The organism is Cryobacterium aureum (genome assembly GCF_002954245.1).
In the GTDB taxonomy this organism is placed as follows: domain Bacteria; phylum Actinomycetota; class Actinomycetes; order Actinomycetales; family Microbacteriaceae; genus Cryobacterium; species Cryobacterium aureum.
Map to the genome: position 1 here is coordinate 36274 of NZ_PPTG01000001.1, position 15813 is coordinate 52086.

14 protein-coding genes are annotated in these 15813 nt (G+C 65.0%); 4 read left to right on the forward strand and 10 right to left on the reverse strand.

Annotation, left to right across the window (positions count from 1 at the left end):
* Window positions 1-25: 25 nt before the first annotated feature.
* Window positions 26-991 carry a DMT family transporter gene (locus CJ028_RS00165; RefSeq protein ID WP_105033290.1) on the reverse strand — a complete coding sequence of 322 codons (966 nt, stop codon included), beginning with the start codon at window positions 989-991 and terminating at the stop codon, window positions 26-28.
* A 33-nt stretch (window positions 992-1024) separates the two neighbouring features.
* On the opposite strand from CJ028_RS00165, the gene CJ028_RS00170 reads away from it, so the two are divergent.
* Window positions 1025-1618 (forward strand): TetR/AcrR family transcriptional regulator, encoded by a 594-nt coding sequence (locus tag CJ028_RS00170; protein ID WP_105033291.1) that lies wholly within the window; start codon window positions 1025-1027, stop codon window positions 1616-1618.
* 148 nt (window positions 1619-1766) lie between these two features.
* On the opposite strand, the gene guaA is transcribed toward CJ028_RS00170, so the two are convergent.
* The 5 genes from guaA to CJ028_RS00195 are packed head-to-tail and all read right to left on the reverse strand — an operon-like array spanning window position 1767 to window position 6633.
* Window positions 1767-3404: a glutamine-hydrolyzing GMP synthase gene (gene guaA, locus CJ028_RS00175; RefSeq protein WP_105033292.1), complete on the reverse strand. Its 1638-nt coding sequence runs from the start codon at window positions 3402-3404 to the stop codon at window positions 1767-1769.
* Window positions 3401-3835 carry a DUF3817 domain-containing protein gene (locus CJ028_RS00180; RefSeq protein ID WP_105033293.1) on the reverse strand — a complete coding sequence of 145 codons (435 nt, stop codon included), beginning with the start codon at window positions 3833-3835 and terminating at the stop codon, window positions 3401-3403. Before CJ028_RS00180 ends, guaA begins: the two co-directional genes overlap by 4 nt.
* 9 nt (window positions 3836-3844) lie before the next feature.
* The gene (locus CJ028_RS00185) at window positions 3845-4624 is read right to left on the reverse strand and encodes an SURF1 family protein (protein WP_105033294.1); all 780 of its coding nucleotides are present in this window, start codon (window positions 4622-4624) and stop codon (window positions 3845-3847) included.
* Window positions 4625-4629: 5 nt separating this feature from the next.
* Entirely contained in the window at window positions 4630-6096 is a 1467-nt protein-coding gene (locus CJ028_RS00190; protein ID WP_105033295.1) for a cation:proton antiporter, read from the reverse strand.
* A gap of 3 nt (window positions 6097-6099) precedes the next feature.
* On the reverse strand, window positions 6100-6633 hold the full coding sequence (locus CJ028_RS00195; RefSeq protein WP_240607006.1) for a cation:proton antiporter regulatory subunit: 534 nt from the start codon (window positions 6631-6633) through the stop codon (window positions 6100-6102).
* 196 nt (window positions 6634-6829) lie between these two features.
* Between CJ028_RS00195 and CJ028_RS00200 the strand changes: the two genes are divergently transcribed.
* Window positions 6830-7855 carry a hypothetical protein gene (locus CJ028_RS00200; protein WP_105033297.1) on the forward strand — a complete coding sequence of 342 codons (1026 nt, stop codon included), beginning with the start codon at window positions 6830-6832 and terminating at the stop codon, window positions 7853-7855.
* Between the two features lie 138 nt (window positions 7856-7993).
* On the opposite strand, the gene CJ028_RS00205 is transcribed toward CJ028_RS00200, so the two are convergent.
* The 3 genes from CJ028_RS00205 to CJ028_RS00215 form a co-directional block, all read right to left on the reverse strand.
* The gene (locus CJ028_RS00205) at window positions 7994-9724 is read right to left on the reverse strand and encodes a glycerol-3-phosphate dehydrogenase/oxidase (protein WP_105033298.1); all 1731 of its coding nucleotides are present in this window, start codon (window positions 9722-9724) and stop codon (window positions 7994-7996) included.
* A 114-nt stretch (window positions 9725-9838) separates the two neighbouring features.
* The gene (locus CJ028_RS00210; RefSeq protein WP_105033299.1) at window positions 9839-10957 is read right to left on the reverse strand and encodes a GuaB3 family IMP dehydrogenase-related protein; all 1119 of its coding nucleotides are present in this window, start codon (window positions 10955-10957) and stop codon (window positions 9839-9841) included.
* Between the two features lie 107 nt (window positions 10958-11064).
* Window positions 11065-11394 (reverse strand): hypothetical protein, encoded by a 330-nt coding sequence (locus CJ028_RS00215; protein WP_105033300.1) that lies wholly within the window; start codon window positions 11392-11394, stop codon window positions 11065-11067.
* A gap of 266 nt (window positions 11395-11660) precedes the next feature.
* Here CJ028_RS00215 and CJ028_RS00220 point away from each other — a divergent pair, with 266 nt between their 5' ends.
* Together CJ028_RS00220 and CJ028_RS00225 are read left to right on the forward strand one after the other, a co-directional pair.
* Window positions 11661-12353, forward strand: coding sequence for a hypothetical protein (locus CJ028_RS00220; protein WP_105033301.1), 693 nt, complete (start codon window positions 11661-11663; stop codon window positions 12351-12353).
* Between the two features lie 11 nt (window positions 12354-12364).
* The gene (locus tag CJ028_RS00225; RefSeq protein WP_161498847.1) at window positions 12365-14257 is read left to right on the forward strand and encodes a clostripain-related cysteine peptidase; all 1893 of its coding nucleotides are present in this window, start codon (window positions 12365-12367) and stop codon (window positions 14255-14257) included.
* 48 nt (window positions 14258-14305) lie between these two features.
* Here CJ028_RS00225 and guaB read toward each other — a convergent pair whose 3' ends face one another.
* Window positions 14306-15808, reverse strand: coding sequence for an IMP dehydrogenase (gene guaB / locus CJ028_RS00230; RefSeq protein ID WP_105033303.1), 1503 nt, complete (start codon window positions 15806-15808; stop codon window positions 14306-14308).
* Window positions 15809-15813: the final 5 nt, after the last annotated feature.

Genomic DNA, 15813 nt, shown 5'->3' on the forward strand with positions numbered 1-15813 from the left:
TGGCGAGCCTAACGGGCGCTCGACCTCAAACCGGCGCGGACCTGATGATGGGCTCACCTTTCAGCGGCAGCGTCGCGGGGCCGGCATCCGCTTTGGTCGCGCGAGCCTCAGCGACCAGCACGACCGCGACACCCGTGCCGCAGAGCGCAAAACCGGCCAGGGTCAGAAGGGTCAGCGGCTCGCCGAGCAGCGCGGCACCGGCCAGGGCCGTCGCGGGTGCGACCAGAAACAGCAGAGCGTTGAGCACGGTGATGCCCACCCGGCGCAGCAGCCACCAGTAGAGGCCGTAGGCCGCCAGGGTCGGCACGATCGCCGAGATCACTGTTGCGAGCCAGAACGTCAGCGTGGCCGGGGGAACGAGCGTGCCCGTCACCGCCGCAATCACCACGAGTGCCAGGGATGTCACGGTCACATGCACGGTCAACGTCACGAGCACCGGCATCTTCACGCGCGAGCGTCGCTCGACGAACGTGCCCGCGATGAGGCAGACCATCGCCAGTACGGGCAGGACATAAGCAAGCGGATGCGCCGCCGCGCCGCCGATCTGCGACCGCACGACCAGCACGACCCCGAGTGCACCGACGCCGAGCCCGGCCCATTGCGCGCCGCGCACCCGGAGCCCGAGCAGGGGCCCAACGAGGGTCGCCACGACCAGCGGTTGCACGGCATCGATCAGGGCAGTGGTTCCCGTTGTGATGCCAGCCCCGATCGCAGCGTAGACGAAGACGATGTAGCCGAGCTGGGCGAACAGGCCGATGACGGCTTGCTGTCGCAGCTCGGCGCCAGTGACGCTACGGGCCGCACCGGAGGCTGCTGTGATAACGAGCAACACCAGTGCCAGAGGGGCGAACCGCCAGAGCAGCAGGGTCGTGGCCGACACGTCCACGACCGCCACCGCCGCGATGACGAATCCCGAGCTCCACGATGCGATGAACCCGATAGCGGCCAACACCGTGACAGCTGAACCCGGTATACCGATCTGTTTATTCATGATCTTAACTATACAGATCTGTATAATCGGATCATGGTAACCGTTCCCGACCTCGCCCCGCTGACTCCCGGCGCCCGGCGTGTGCTCGCCGCCGCGTCGGAGCTGTTCTATGAACGCGGCATCCACGCCGTCGGCGTTGACACGATCGCCGCGGCGGCCGGCGTGACCAAGAAGACCTTGTATGACCGGTTCGGGTCGAAGGAAGCGCTGGTCGTTTCATACCTGCAGCACCGTGACGCGCTGTGGCGCAAGCATCTCGCCACCCACCTTGCCCTGGTTCCAACGCCCGGACCCGACCGCGTGTTGGCGGTATTCGACGCGGCAATCGCCTGGTCCGGCGAGAACGGCCCGAAGGGCTGCAGCGCCATCAACGCCCGGGCGGAGATCGGCGACGGCCACGACGGGCATCCCCTGTTCCCGGAGGTCGCAAGGCAGAAGGTGTGGCTGCTCGACCTGTTCACTGACCTGTGCCACGAGGCCGGGATGGTCGACCCGCTGGCCATGGCCAAGCGGATGATGCTCCTCCACGATGGCGCGCTCGTCACGGTCGGCATGGAGACATTCCCGCATCCTGTCGAAGTCGCTCGGGACGTGGCCCGTTCGTTGCTCGAGCGGCCCGTACGATGACCCAGCGCACGACCGCGCCCGCTACGGGTGGTCGCTCCAACTATTGCGGGCGCGCTCACCCGTATCGGGCGCGGCCACGAACGGATGCCCACACCGGGCACACAAAAAGGGGCCGGCTCAGCACGAGTCGGCCCCTCTTACTTGGGGATCACTCCCACTCGATGGTTCCCGGCGGCTTGCTCGTGACGTCGAGCACGACACGATTCACGCCGTCGACCTCGTTGGTGATGCGGTTGGAGATCTTGGCGAGCAGGTCGTAGGGCAGTCGAGTCCAGTCGGCGGTCATGGCATCCTCTGAAGACACCGGACGCAGCACGATCGGGTGGCCATAGGTACGTCCGTCGCCCTGCACGCCCACCGATCGCACATCGGCGAGCAGCACGACCGGGCACTGCCAGATCTCGCGGTCGAGGCCGGCGGCGGTCAGCTCGAAGCGCACGATCGCATCCGCTTTGCGCAGCAGGTCTAGGCGTTCCTGGGTGATCGAGCCGACGATGCGAATGCCGAGGCCGGGGCCGGGAAACGGCTGGCGCTGCACGATTTCGGCCGGCAGGCCGAGCTCGGCACCGATCGCACGCACCTCGTCCTTGAACAGGGTGCGCAACGGTTCGACCAGTTCGAACTTGAGGTCGTCCGGCAGGCCGCCGACGTTGTGGTGGCTCTTAATATTCGCGGTGCCGCTGCCGCCACCCGACTCGACGACGTCGGGGTAGAGCGTGCCCTGCACCAAGAAAGCGATGGGGTCGCCGTCGGTTTCCTTGGCTTCGAGTATGAGCTCTGCCTGCGCCTGCTCGAAGGTGCGGATGAACTCGCGACCGATAATCTTGCGCTTGGTCTCCGGGTCGCTGACGCCCTCGAGCGCCTTGAGGAACTGCTCACGCACGTCAACGGTGACCAGACGGATGCCGGTGGCCTTGACGTAGTCCTCCTCGACCTGACGGCGCTCATCTTCGCGGAGCAAGCCATGGTCGACGAAGACGCACACCAGCTGGTCGCCGATGGCCTTATGCACGAGGGCCGCAGCGACGGCGGAGTCAACTCCGCCGGAGAGGCCGCAGATGACCTTGCCGGTGCCAACCTGGGCGCGAATCTTGGCAACCTGCTCGGCGATGACGTTGCCGCTGTTCCAGTCGGGGTTGATGCCGGCGGCGCGGTGCAGGAAGTTTTCCAGCACGTGTTGGCCGTTTTCGGAGTGCTTGACCTCGGGGTGCCACTGCACGCCGTAGAGCCGTTTCGCGTCATTGGCGAACGCCGCGACCGGGGTCGACGTCGACGAGGCCAGCACGGTAAAGCCTTCGGGCGCGGTAGCAACCGAGTCGCCGTGGCTCATCCACACCGTCTGGCTGTCGGGCTGGTCGGCCAGCAGAACGTTGTCAGCATTGCTCACCACGACCGGGGTCGAGCCGTATTCGCGGGCTCCGGTGTGGGCGACGGTACCGCCGAGGGCGGTTGCCATAACCTGGAAGCCGTAGCAAATGCCGAGCACGGGCACACCGAGCTCGAAAATCGCCGCGTCGAAGGCGGGCGCACCCTCGGCATAGACGCTCGACGGGCCACCGCTGAGCACGATTCCGCGCGGGTTTTTGGCGAGCACCTCGGCAGCGGTGATGGTGTGCGGCACGATCTCCGAATAGACGGATGCCTCACGCACGCGCCGTGCGATCAGCTGCGCGTACTGCGCACCAAAGTCGACCACGAGAACGGGGCGATCGAGCCCAGAGTCGGCGACTGCACCTGAATTGGCGCGTGAGGCATCCGCTGACGCGCTATCGACGAGCGCACTCATGAACGCACCTCGGCGGCCTTTTTCGCTTCGAGCTGCTCAAGGGAACGTTTGACGCGGCGGGTCATGGGGCCTTCCAGGAAGAACGAGAGCGTGGGGATGATGCCGCCGAGGGCGATCAGCACGAAGAGCGGGAACGGCCAGCGCATCAGGCTCCACAAGCGGAAATCGGCGAACAGGTACAGCACGTAGAACCAGCCGTGCACGATCAAAATGATCGTGCTGAGGTTGATCGCGGCGACCGTGTCGCGCGGCACGAAGGCGAGAAAGCCTTCGGAGCCGTTCATCTCAAGTTCGTAGCCGAGCACGAATTTGGCGTAGACCTCGGCGCAGAGCAACAGCAAAAAGACACCGGTAATGATGGACGACACCTGGTAGAGCCGAAGCGCACCGGGGATTCGGGAAATATCGGCGGGCTTGGGATCAAGTGGCATGGGGTAATTCTACGTGCCCGTGCTGGGAGTGCTTGCAGCGGCTAATTCGAGCTCGGCCTGTTCCTGCTCGCGCTCCAGCGCATCCCGCACCAGGCGATACCAGAGGAACACGGCGAACCCGGCGAAGACGACCCACTCGATGGCGTAGAAGATGTTCAGCCAGTTCAGCGACTGGTCGACCTGGGGCACCGGGGAGTCGATCACGTCGAGCCCGGCCGGGGCCGAAGCGGCGACGATATAGGCGGAATACACCGATTCATCGGTGAAATCAGCCCACAGATTGATCAAAGCGGATGGCGCCACCTTGGTCAGTTCCATTGAGTCACCCTGCGGGTCTGGCAGCTCCGGCGCCTCGCCGGTGAGAAAACGTCCGGTGATGGTGACCGGGGTGTCCTCCGGCTCGGTCTGGAGATCATCAATGACGGCCTGGGCACCGGCTTTGTCCGCGGCCCAGCCGCGGGCGACGGCGATGCTGACGGCAGCATCCGTTTGAAAATGGCTGACCACCCAGAAGCCTTCGACACCGCCATTGAACCGCGTCGTGATGAGCGTCTCGTCGCCGGGCGCCCAGGTGCCGTCAGCGCTGACCATCTGGCCGGTAGCAATCTGCGTCACTCCTCCGTCAGGCTGCGCCACCTCGGCGAGCGGCTTGACCTGTTCGGTGCTGCGCTCCACGACCACTCCGGATTCGATGGCGCGCTCCAACTGCCAGTGCCCGAGCAGGGCGAACGCCGCGGCAACGCCGAGGGCAAGCAGCAGTGCGGCCACCCAGCGGGGGCGCACCATCATTCTGATCACGAATAGTCACCTGTGTGGGTTTCTCGCCCGGGTTTGCGTGCCGGTCGCTCGGCCGCGTCATCGGGTTCTGGAGAGTGCTGACCGAGAGCGAAATCGGCCATTGAATCTACGTCTGAATGCGTGCGTTTCGCTCTGGCAACCGTATCTTCCGCCGCTTGGGAATTGGCCGAGTCGCGTTTGGCCGCACGGCGTGTGTGCTCGTCGGCATCCGCTGCCTGGGCCGCGGTTGCCGCCTCGACGAGTGCGATCTCCTCGCCCCGCATCGGGTTGCGCGGCGCGCGCGCAACAACGGATGCCGGCACCCGGCGACGCAGAGCCGACCCGATCTTCTCGGAATTGGCCGCAAACAGCGGGCCGAGGATAGCCATCGACAACACGTAGAGGCCCGCGAACGGTTGCAGCCTTGGATCGAGCCCGGCCGACACCGAAAGCGTGGCGAGAATCAGGGTGAACTCGCCGCGGTTGACAAAGATCGCGGCGGTGTTGAGAGCTTCGCGTGGCCCCATTTTGTGCAGCCAGGCCAGCAGCGCCCCGGAGAGCAGGCTGAGCACGAAGGTCATCACGATGGCGATGAGCACGACGCCGATCACCGAACCGAACTGGGCCACGTCGAGGGCGAGTCCGAAGTTGAGAAAGAAGAATGCCGCGAAGATATCCCGCAGGGGCACGGCCACGCGTTCGATCTTGGCGCGGTAGCTGCTCGCGCCGAGCACGACGCCGATCAGGAACGCACCGATCGCATCCGTCACTCCGATGATCTCGCCGATACCGGCGAACAACACCACGAGCCCGAAGAACAAAATGGTGAACAGTTCGTCGTCTTTGGTGCGCATGAGGCGCGAGACAACGCGGCCACCCCAGCGGGCGAGCGAGAACATGGCCACCAGAAACAGGAATGCGATGGAGAGTTGCAGCACGATCGGCCAGATCTCGGTCTTGCCGCTGAGCACGACCGAGACGATGGAGAGGTAGATGGCGATGAAGATGTCGCCGACGACCGTGACACCGAGAATCATCGGTGTCTCCTTGTTGGCGAGGCGGCGCAGTTCGATGAGGAGTTTGGTGATGATCGCGCTCGACGAGGTTCCGGTCATACCGGCGATCACAAGGGCTTCCCGGGGGCCCCAGCCCACGAGCAGGCCGAAGATGAAGCCGGCACCCATGTTGATGAGCACCCAGGATCCGCCGGAGATGATCAGGGTCTTGGCATTGCCGAAGAATTCTTCTTGGTCGAACTCAAGGCCGAGGCTAAAGAGCAGCAGGATCAGGCCGAACACCGCGATGAGTTCAATGTCGCCGGACTCAAAGTCCAGGGGGAAGAAGTCGGTGTTCGGGCTCGCCAGAACGCCCACGATCATGTAAATCGGGATGGACGGGAGCCCGATTAGCTTGCCCAGGCGGCCAAGGACGTAGGCGACGACGAGCAGGATGCCGAGAACGAGGAGGTCTTCGCCGACGTGCATCGGTTACCCCCCGGGTGGAGCGTCGACGGTCTTGGCCTTCACTTCACCGGTACGGAAAAACGCGAAGGCCTTGACGACCTTCTCGGGCGAGCCGGCAACGACGAGGATGTCGCCGGGGAAGACCTTGAAGTCGGCTGCGGGCGCCGGGTTGGCGGAGTCGCCGCGTACGACGGCCACCACGGTGAGGCCGGCGATGCCGCGGTCGGCGGGATTGCCGAGCGCCTGGCCGGCGATGTGGTCTTCGTAGTCGACAGTGAACCAGTCGATGCTGAGGCCGGGAATCTGGTCGAGGGCGCTGAGCGACTCGGTGATCTGGGTACCGCCGAGCAGCTCTGCGAGGGTGTGCGCCTCGTCTTCGTTGAGCCGAAGTGAGACCTTGCTCGCGTCCGGGCCGCCCTCGTCGTCGGCGAAGGTGATGAGGTCGCTGTGGCCGGAACGGTGGGCGATAACGCCGACCTTGCCACCGTCATCCGTGATGAAGGTGTGCAGCACACCCACGCCGGGAAGTTTGACCCGCCGAACATCAACCATTGTCATGACTCCTGAGGTTTAGGGGCAGTGCGGCTATTCTACCGGAGCCTCTTTTCGTCACCGCGCCCGGCGCGGGTGAGCGCGCCAGTAATAGGTGGCGCGGCCACCGACAGCTGGCGCGGTGAGTGGTGAGTACGGCCGAGTTATGCACAGATCCTCCGGCGCGCGTCCCAACCGCTACAGTCGCTGCCATTCTCGGGTCATGGCAACCACTGCGTCTTCGGAATCTGCATCAAACTACCTGATCGCGGCCCTCCTTCGACCCGATGGGCTCATCCTCGCATCCGATGCTGCCGCGGTCGGATTGCATGAGGCGCTCCGCACAGAGTTCACCCACCACCGAATCACGCGACTGCGGCGGGGCGTCTACCTGCCCACCGCGCACTGGGAACATCTCGATCTCGACGCGCGCTACCTCTTTTGCATCCGCGCCTACGCTGCGGTCAGCGCAGATCCGCAAGTGTTCTCCCACCACTCTGCGGCGGTGATCTGGGGATTTCCCCGGCCGTCACACTGGCCGAGGGAGGTCCATGTCACCGTCCCGCCGGCATCCGGCGGTCGTTCCAAACCCGGTATCGTGCGGCACGGTGCCACCGACCAGGGCTCGCTATCAACGGGGGCCGTCAGGCGCGGTGGTCTGTTGGTCACGTCGGCGGCCGAGACCGCTGTCGCGATGGCCCGCATTCTGCCATTTCCGGAGTCCGTCGCGATGATGGACCGGGCCATCCACGTGCCCCGCATGGTACTTCCCGGAGGCAGCTCGGGAACGACATTGGCCACACGGGACGAGTTACAGGCAGCCCTCGACACCCTCGAAAGCTCTGGCCGACGCTATGGCAAGACCGCCGCACTCCGCGCCGGGGACTTCGCGTCAACGCAGTCCGATTCAGGCGGTGAATCGATCAGCCGCGCTCATATGTTCCTTCTCGGGTTCGCCGCCCCCGAGTTGCAGGTGCGCTTCGACGACGCCGCGGGGTTCGTTGCTTTTGTCGATTTCTTCTGGCGAAGCATCAACAGGGTCGGCGAGTTCGACGGGCTCGGCAAATACGTCAAGGACGCGTACACCCGGGGCCGCACGACCGCCGAAGTCGTAATGGACGAGAAGCGCCGTGAAGATCGAATTCGCGCGTGCGGTCCATCCGTTTCGCGGTGGGACTGGCAGATCGCACGCAACCTCACGGCCTTCGGTGCATTTCTCGCGCGCATCGGGGTCCCTCGGGCTCGGTAGCGCTCCCTACCTGGTCGAACCGTTGCCGAGCCGGGTGATCCGAGCCCTCGCCGCGCCCGGTGCGGGTCAGCGCGCCAGTTATGGGTGGCGCCGTCACCGGCAACTGGAGCGGTGAACGCTGGCGGGCGAGGGGCGGCGCTAGTTCGTGACCACGATGTCGGGGGCCTCGAGGCGCACCCGGTCGGCAGATTCGTCATTCGGCTCCTCCTGTGAGGCTCGCTCGGCGGCGACGCGGGTGAGGTAGAAGCCGACCTCGCGGTCGATGCGCTCCTGGTCCCAGCCGAGCACGCCGGCCATAAGAGCTGCGGCGACCGGCGCGGCCGAGACCCCGCGGTCCCAGGCCTCGATCGAGATGCGGGTGCGGCGGGCGAGCACGTCTTCGAGGTGCAGGGCGCCCTCGTGCGAGGCCGCGTACACGACCTCGGCACCGATGTAGTCGTCGGCGCCGGGCAGCGGGTCGGCGAGCGCTGGGTTCGCGCGAATCAAGTCGAGGAGCTCGTCGGTGAGGGTGCCGTAGCGGTTGAGCAGGTGTTCGACCCGCGCGGTGTGCACACCGAACGCCCTGGCTATCTTGCCTCGCTTGTTCCAGGCGGCCTGGTAACCCTCGGCCCCCAGCAAGGGGATGTCTTGGGTCGTCGAAGCGGGAATGCGGCCGTCGAGAGCCGACACCGCTGCATCCACTGCATCTTTGGCCATGATGCGGTAGGTGGTCCATTTGCCGCCGGCGATGACGACGAGGCCGGGCACGGAGTGCCCGACGAGGTGTTCGCGGGACAGCTTGGAGGTCTGGTCGCTCTCACCGGCCAGCAGGGGCCGAAGCCCGGCGTAAACGCCCTCGACGTCCTCGCGGGTGAGCGGCACGCTCAGCACCGAATTGATGTGTTCCAGGATGTAGTCGATGTCGGCCGCCGTCGCGGCGGGGTGCGCTTTGTCGAGGTACCAGTCGGTGTCGGTGGTTCCGATGAGCCAGTGGCGGCCCCACGGAATGACGAACAGAACGCTCTTCTCGGTGCGCAGCAGCAGCCCCATGGCGCTCTGGAACCGGTCCCGCGGCACCACGAGGTGCACGCCCTTCGACGCCCGCACCTTGAAGGTACCGCGTTCGCCGACCATGCGCTGGGTGTCGTCGGTCCAGACGCCGGTCGCATTCACCACCTGCTTGGCCCGCACCTCGAAGTGTTCGTCGGTCTGCAGGTCGTGGGCGCGGACGCCAACGACGCGCTCCCCCACCTTGATGAAGCCCTCGACTCGCACCCGGCTGGCCGCGTGGGCGCCGTAGAACGAGGCGGTGCGCACGAGCGACGAGACGTAGCGGGCGTCATCGACCTGGGCGTCGTAGTAGGTGATGCCGCCGACCAGGGCACCGTTGGCGAGGCTCGGAATGAGCTTCTGCACTTGGCTCTTCGACAGGTGGCGGTGGTGCGGCACGCCGGGCGGGCGACCGCCGGTGTACGAGAAGATGTCGTAGAGCAGCATGCCGGCGCCGATGTAGAAACGTTCGGTGAAGCGCTTCTTGAGCGGGTACAGGAACCGCACCGGCTTCACCAGGTGCGGTGCGATGCGCTGCAGCAGCAGGCCCCGCTCGGTGAGCGCCTCGCGCACCAGACGAAAGTCGAGTTGCTCCAAATAGCGGATGCCGCCGTGCACGAGTTTAGACGACCGGCTCGACGTGCCGGACGCCCAGTCCCTCGCCTCCAGAATGCCCACGCTCAGGCCACGCGTGACGGCGTCGAGGGCGGCACCGGCACCGACGATGCCGCCGCCGACGACGAGAATGTCGAGCTCTTTCTCTTTGAGCTTGGCGAGAGCGGCGACCCGCTCCTCAGGCCCCAACTTGGCGGACCGGGTGACCGAATTGTGGGAGGCCATTGCTACTCCTGTTCAGACTCAGTGATCAAGACGAGAGGTCAGGGCGTGCTGCGACAACATTGTTGCGGGCGAAGCTGAAAAGTACGTCTGTCTTAGACGTTAGTTCTTCTGAAGCTAGTTCACTCGGTACGGCGCGACAACCACTTCAACCCGTTGAAATTCTTTGAGATCAGAGTAGCCGGTGGTCGCCATCGACCGGCGGAGGGCTCCGATGAGATTGGCGGTACCGTCGGCGACCGGGGCCGGGCCGTAGAGAATCTCTTCGAGCGGCGCCACTGTGCCCACCTGCACTCGCTTGCCGCGCGGCAACTGCGGGTGGTGCGCCTCGGCGCCCCAATGGAATCCGCCACCGGGGGCATCCGTTGCCCGAGCCAGTGCGGTGCCGAGCATGACGGCGTCAGCGCCACACGCGACGGCCTTGACGATGTCGCCCGAGGTGCCGAGGCCGCCGTCCGCGATGACGTGAACGTAGCGCCCGCCCGACTCGTCCATGTAATCGCGACGTGCGCCGGCGACATCCGCTACGGCCGTGGCCATCGGCGCGTGGATGCCGAGGGTCGTGCGGGTGGTCGACGCGGCTCCCCCGCCGAAGCCGACCAGAACGCCGGCGGCACCGGTGCGCATGAGGTGCAGGGCTGCCGTGTAGGTGGCAGCGCCACCGACGATGACGGGAACGTCGAGTTCGTAGATAAACTTTTTCAGGTTGAGCGGTTCCTGGTTCTGCGACACGTGCTCGGCCGACACGGTCGTGCCGCGAATAACGAACAGGTCGACGCCTGCGGCGACGACGGTTTCGTAGAGTTCCTGGGTGCGCTGGGGCGAGAGTGCACCGGCCACAGTGACGCCGCCGGCGCGAATCTCGGCGAGGCGGGCTGTGACGAGCTCGGGCTGAATCGGAGCGGAGTACATCTCCTGCATGCGCGCGGTCGCCAAAGTGTCGGGCAGACTGCGAATTTCAGCGAGCAGCGGCTCCGGGTTTTCGTGCCGGGTCCACAGGCCCTCGAGGTCGAGCACGCCGACGCCGCCGAGCTGGCCCATCATGATGGCCGTAGTAGGTGAGACGACGGAGTCCATCGGCGCGGCGAGTACCGGAATGGCGAACTGGTACGCGTCGATGGTCCAGCCGACCGACACGTCCTCCGGGTCGCGGGTGCGCCGGCTCGGCACTACCGCGATGTCGTCGAAGGCGTATACGCGGCGAGCGCGCTTGGAACGGCCGATCTCGATTTCCATGGTTCCAGTTTAGAGGGAGCCACCGACCGACCGGCGCGGGGTGTCGCATCCGCTGTGGTGCTGTTCTGTTCTCAGACAGCGGATGCGACGGCACGCGTGGCGTAGTGCTAGCCGCAGGTGATCGTGACACCGTTGTTCTCGAAGACGCCGGCGCCGTTCTCGGCGCAGAAGGAGGCGGTCGCGGCCAGGGTGCTGACGGAGACGATGATCAGGATCGCGAGGCCGATGGCGCCCACGAGGCCGACGATGATTCCCCAGACCGCGGCGAGGTTCTTGAACCCAGCCTTCTTCGACTTGCGCAGCGCGACGATGCTGACGATCAGGCCGATCACGTTGAACGGAAACGCGAGAATGAGGCCGATCACGCCAAGCTTTTTGCCCGGGTTTTCACCGGTCGATGTTGTACCCAGTTCGGGCGTGGAGATGGTTCCAGTCATGTTTTGCTCCTTGATTGCAGCTTGTCGGGCGCCCCCAACACGGTTCACCCCGCCCGAAGTGTACCCACACAAAAGTGCTGACCGGTAACTATTTTTGGGGCGCTGAATCTGAGTATCAACACCAGTGCGGCCCGCAGTTTTACGCGCGGGGATACAGCATTCCGGTGGGATGTTTCTCCCCCAGAACTGGGTGATCGCTCTGTATACGGTATGACTACCCAGCGCCCTAAGCTCCAAATGCCGCTACACAGAAACCGGGGAGCACCATGTCTGAAACTCACGTCACCAAGGCGAACAAGCCTCGACTGAATCTCATGTTCAGCAACCTGGAGCTCGTGATCGCGGTGCTGCTCGGTCTGGTCTCGATCGTGACCGCGTACGCCTCGTTCCAGGCGGCGCTCTACGACAGCCAGATGGCCGGCAACTACACGAAGGGTTCCAATCTCTCCACCGAGGCGGAGTCGCTCTACCTCGAAGGCAATCAGCAGTTCATCCAGGACACCCAGGTTCTGAACCGGCTGAGCGAATTGGCGATCGAAACCAATAGTGCCGACGAGGCTCTGGCCCTGGATGCGAGCGACAAGATCGACGAGCTCACCTTCATGTCGGTCTCCGAGGAGTTCAGCGCAGCCATCGCCTGGGGCGAGGCCGAGGACATCTCTGACGCAGAGTTCTACCACAACCCGCAGGACAACGAGGATTACCAGGACTTTCTCTTCTCCGGCTGGTCCGATAAGAAGGCCGAAGCCGACACCATGATCGCCGAGGGCGACGTGTTCAACAGCCTCAGCGACCGGCTCACCCTGAACACCGTGCTCATGGCCATCTCGTTGTTCCTCCTCGGTGTTGCCGCCGTGGTGCGGCAGGCGCGGGTACAGATCGTGCTGATGGGAATCGGAATGGCGATCTTCGTGGTCGCCGGCGTGCTGACCGCGGGCATCCCGTTCGTCGGGCTGTGATGAACCGCAGAGTGGCCCGCCCGGTCCTCGCCGCCGTCATGCTCGGGCTGATCCTGCTCGGCGCGAGCGGTTGCAGTTTCGAAGCGGATGCCGATGCCTCCTCCGAAGGCGCCGGCAGTTGGACCGTGCTCACCTACTCGATCGCCGATACCGACCTCGAGCCGTACATGATGGTCGACGTCGACGAAATGGGCCAGGTTGGTTCGAGCGAGAACCTAAGCATCGTCGCCCTCGTCGACCGCGCCGCGGACTACAGTTCTGATCCCGTGCTGGGGATAGACGACTGGACCGGCGGCAAACTGCTCGAAATCAACGCGGGTTCGGCCACCGAGCTGGAGGATCTGGGCGACGTGAACACCGGTGACCCCGCAGTTCTGGCCGATTTCATCACCCGCGGTATCGATGAGTATCCCGCCGACAACTACGCACTCATCATCTCCGACCACGGTGCTTCCTGGCCGGGCGTCGGCGGCGATGAGTCGAGCGACTACGACTCGCTCAGCCTCGCCGAGATCGACGAGGCTCTCGCCTCCGGCCTGGATGCGGCCGGAGTAGACAAGCTCGACCTGCTCGGTTTCGATGCTTGCCTCATGGCCACCTACGAGGTCGCGAGCACCCTCGCACCGCGCGCCGATTTGTTGCTCGCGTCGCAGGAGCTCGAACCCGGCCACGGCTGGGATTACACCGCTCTCGACACCGCCAGCGACCCCGTCAACGGCGAGGCTCTCGGCAGCGCGCTGCTGGCCGGTTTCGCCGCCCAGGCCGCCGATGAGGGCAACGAGGCGGAGATCACGCTCTCGCTCGTCGACCTGACCCAACTCCCCGCCCTCGACGACGCCCTTGCCACATTCAGCGGCGCTCTGGTCGACCGTGGTGCAGCCGTGGCCCCGGTCGTCGGCGTGAGTCTGGCCGGAACGCTGGGCTTCGGCCGCAGCCCGGACCCCAGCGAAGACACCCACATGACCGACCTGGGCATTCTGGCCGGGGAAATCGGTGTTGAGGCCCTCGATATCTCGGAGGCCGCCGACGCCCTCGTGCGCGCGATCAACGACGCCGTGCTGGACAAGGTCGACGGCTTGTCGACGCTTGGCGCCACCGGGCTTTCAATTTACTTTCCGCCACAGCAAGAATATTTCTCGGCCGACTACCTCGACCTTGACCCCACCGGAGGCTGGAGCGATTTTCTCTCCTCCTATTACGGTGCGGGCGAAAGCATCCCAGCCGCCGAACAGGCACAGTTCACCACCGCCGACGGCGAGGTCTCCTTTGCCGACGACGGACTGTACATCTCCGCACCGTTCGCCTCCGCCGACAACCTGTCGGAAGCCAGCATCCGCTACGGTCTGGTTGAAGCGGATGGCTCGATCACCTTTCTGGGGCAGGAAGAAGCCTCCTTTTCCACCGATGGCTCCGGCCTGGCCGAAGGCTTCTTCGATCTGACCACCATGACGATCAGCGACGACGAAGACATCGTGAACGCCTACCTGCAGCTCGATACCGACGAGGAGGCCGGGGTGACGACGATCGATGTTCCGATGGCGTACTACGCGCCGGACGACGTGGACGGCGAGACCTACCAGGACGTGCTGCTCACGATCACGACCGATGCAGAGACACAGGACGTGCTCACCGAAACCTACTACGCTTTCAACGCCGACCTCGGCACGTACGGCGAGCTCACTGCGGATCCGGCCGGCATCATCGTGCCCGAGGTACTCAACGTGCTCGCTGACGGCACCGAAGAATGGCTGGCCACGAGTGATTACGGGCTTTACGCCGACCTGCCATACCTACAGTACGACTTCGTGAGGCTCGATTCGGGTACTGAGCTCTACGTTGAGCTCAACGTGGTCGACTACGGCGGAAACACCTCGACCGTGAGCGCCGTCGTCACCGTCCCATAAAAAGTTCGGGACCGCCAGCAGCTCGCTGGCGGTCCCGGATGGGTGCAACTACCGACGGTAGTTCGGAGCTTCGACCACGATCTGCACGTCGTGCGGGTGCGATTCCTTGAGCCCGGCGGGCGTGATGCGCACGAACTTGCCCTTCTGCTTGAGCTCGGCGATGGTGCGGGCTCCCACATAGAACATGGACTGGCGCAGGCCACCGATGAGCTGGTATGCCACTGCGGCGAGGGGTCCGCGGAACGGGACCTGACCCTCGATGCCCTCTGGAATGAGTTTTTCGTCGCTGGGAACGTCGCTCTGAAAGTAACGATCTTTGGAATAGGACGTCTTCGTGCCGCGGGTCTGCAGCGCGCCGAGTGAACCCATGCCGCGATAGGTCTTGAACTGCTTACCGTTGACGAACACGAGTTCGCCGGGGCTTTCGGTGCAACCGGCGAGCAGGGAGCCGAGCATGACGGTGTCGGCGCCGGCCACGAGAGCCTTGGCGATGTCGCCGGAATACTGCAATCCGCCGTCGGCGATGACCGGGATGCCGGTTTCGCGAGCGGCGAGGGAGGCCTGGTAGACCGCCGTGATCTGGGGAACTCCCACACCGGCCACGATGCGAGTGGTGCAGATTGAGCCGGGGCCCACTCCCACCTTGATGGCGTCGGCGCCCGCGTCGATGAGCGCCTGAGCGCCGGAGCGGGTGGCCACGTTTCCGCCTATTACGTCGACGTCGACGAACGCCCGGTCCGCCTTCAGTCGACGGATGATGTCCAGCACGCCGGCACTGTCGCCGTTGGCGGTGTCGACCACGAGCACGTCAACGCCCGATTCGAGCAGGGCGGTCGCGCGCTGCCAGGCGTCGCCGAAGAAGCCGATGGCCGCGCCGACGCGCAGGCGTCCGGCGTCGTCCTTGGTGGCGAAGGGATATTCCTCGCTCTTGTCGAAGTCCTTCACTGTGATCAGGCCGGTGAGCTTGCCGTTGGCGTCAATCAGGGGGAGCTTCTCGATCTTGTGCTTGGCGAAGATAGCGAGGGCGTCTTCGGGAGCCATTCCGACCTTGCCGGTGATCAGCTTCGACCTCGTCATGACCTCGCTCACTCGGGTGAGCGCCTTCCTGGCGTGCGGCACGAAGCGCATGTCACGGTTAGTGATGATGCCGACGAGAATTCCGTCGCCGTCGATGACGGGCAGCCCGCTGACGCGGAACTGGCCGCACAGGGCGTCAACCTCGGCGACGGTGGCGTCGGGCGAGGTCGTGACCGGATTGGTGATCATGCCGGATTCACTGCGCTTAACCAGGTCGACCTGTTCGGCCTGGTCGCCGATCGACAGGTTGCGGTGCAGAATTCCGAGGCCCCCCTCGCGGGCCATGGCGATCGCCATGCGGGTTTCTGTGACGGTGTCCATGGCGCTGGAGAGCAGCGGCAGCGAAACGTCGATGCGCCGGGTCAGTCTGGATTTAGTGACCGCCTCGCTCGGAATGACATCCGTGTGCCCCGGCAGGAGCAGCACGTCGTCGTAGGTGAGCCCGGTGAATCCGAACGGATCTGGCTGATCCATGAAAC

What these genes read in the sequence shown, in the direction of transcription:
- CJ028_RS00165 (WP_105033290.1), bottom strand. Translation starts at nt 991, where the DNA reads ATGAATAAACAGATCGGTATACCGGGTTCAGCTGTCACGGTGTTGGCC.
- CJ028_RS00170 (WP_105033291.1), top strand. Translation starts at nt 1,025, where the DNA reads ATGGTAACCGTTCCCGACCTCGCCCCGCTGACTCCCGGCGCCCGGCGT.
- guaA (WP_105033292.1), bottom strand. Translation starts at nt 3,404, where the DNA reads ATGAGTGCGCTCGTCGATAGCGCGTCAGCGGATGCCTCACGCGCCAAT.
- CJ028_RS00180 (WP_105033293.1), bottom strand. Translation starts at nt 3,835, where the DNA reads ATGCCACTTGATCCCAAGCCCGCCGATATTTCCCGAATCCCCGGTGCG.
- CJ028_RS00185 (WP_105033294.1), bottom strand. Translation starts at nt 4,624, where the DNA reads ATGATGGTGCGCCCCCGCTGGGTGGCCGCACTGCTGCTTGCCCTCGGC.
- CJ028_RS00190 (WP_105033295.1), bottom strand. Translation starts at nt 6,096, where the DNA reads ATGCACGTCGGCGAAGACCTCCTCGTTCTCGGCATCCTGCTCGTCGTC.
- CJ028_RS00195 (WP_240607006.1), bottom strand. Translation starts at nt 6,633, where the DNA reads ATGACAATGGTTGATGTTCGGCGGGTCAAACTTCCCGGCGTGGGTGTG.
- CJ028_RS00200 (WP_105033297.1), top strand. Translation starts at nt 6,830, where the DNA reads ATGGCAACCACTGCGTCTTCGGAATCTGCATCAAACTACCTGATCGCG.
- CJ028_RS00205 (WP_105033298.1), bottom strand. Translation starts at nt 9,724, where the DNA reads ATGGCCTCCCACAATTCGGTCACCCGGTCCGCCAAGTTGGGGCCTGAG.
- CJ028_RS00210 (WP_105033299.1), bottom strand. Translation starts at nt 10,957, where the DNA reads ATGGAAATCGAGATCGGCCGTTCCAAGCGCGCTCGCCGCGTATACGCC.
- CJ028_RS00215 (WP_105033300.1), bottom strand. Translation starts at nt 11,394, where the DNA reads ATGACTGGAACCATCTCCACGCCCGAACTGGGTACAACATCGACCGGT.
- CJ028_RS00220 (WP_105033301.1), top strand. Translation starts at nt 11,661, where the DNA reads ATGTCTGAAACTCACGTCACCAAGGCGAACAAGCCTCGACTGAATCTC.
- guaB (WP_105033303.1), bottom strand. Translation starts at nt 15,808, where the DNA reads ATGGATCAGCCAGATCCGTTCGGATTCACCGGGCTCACCTACGACGAC.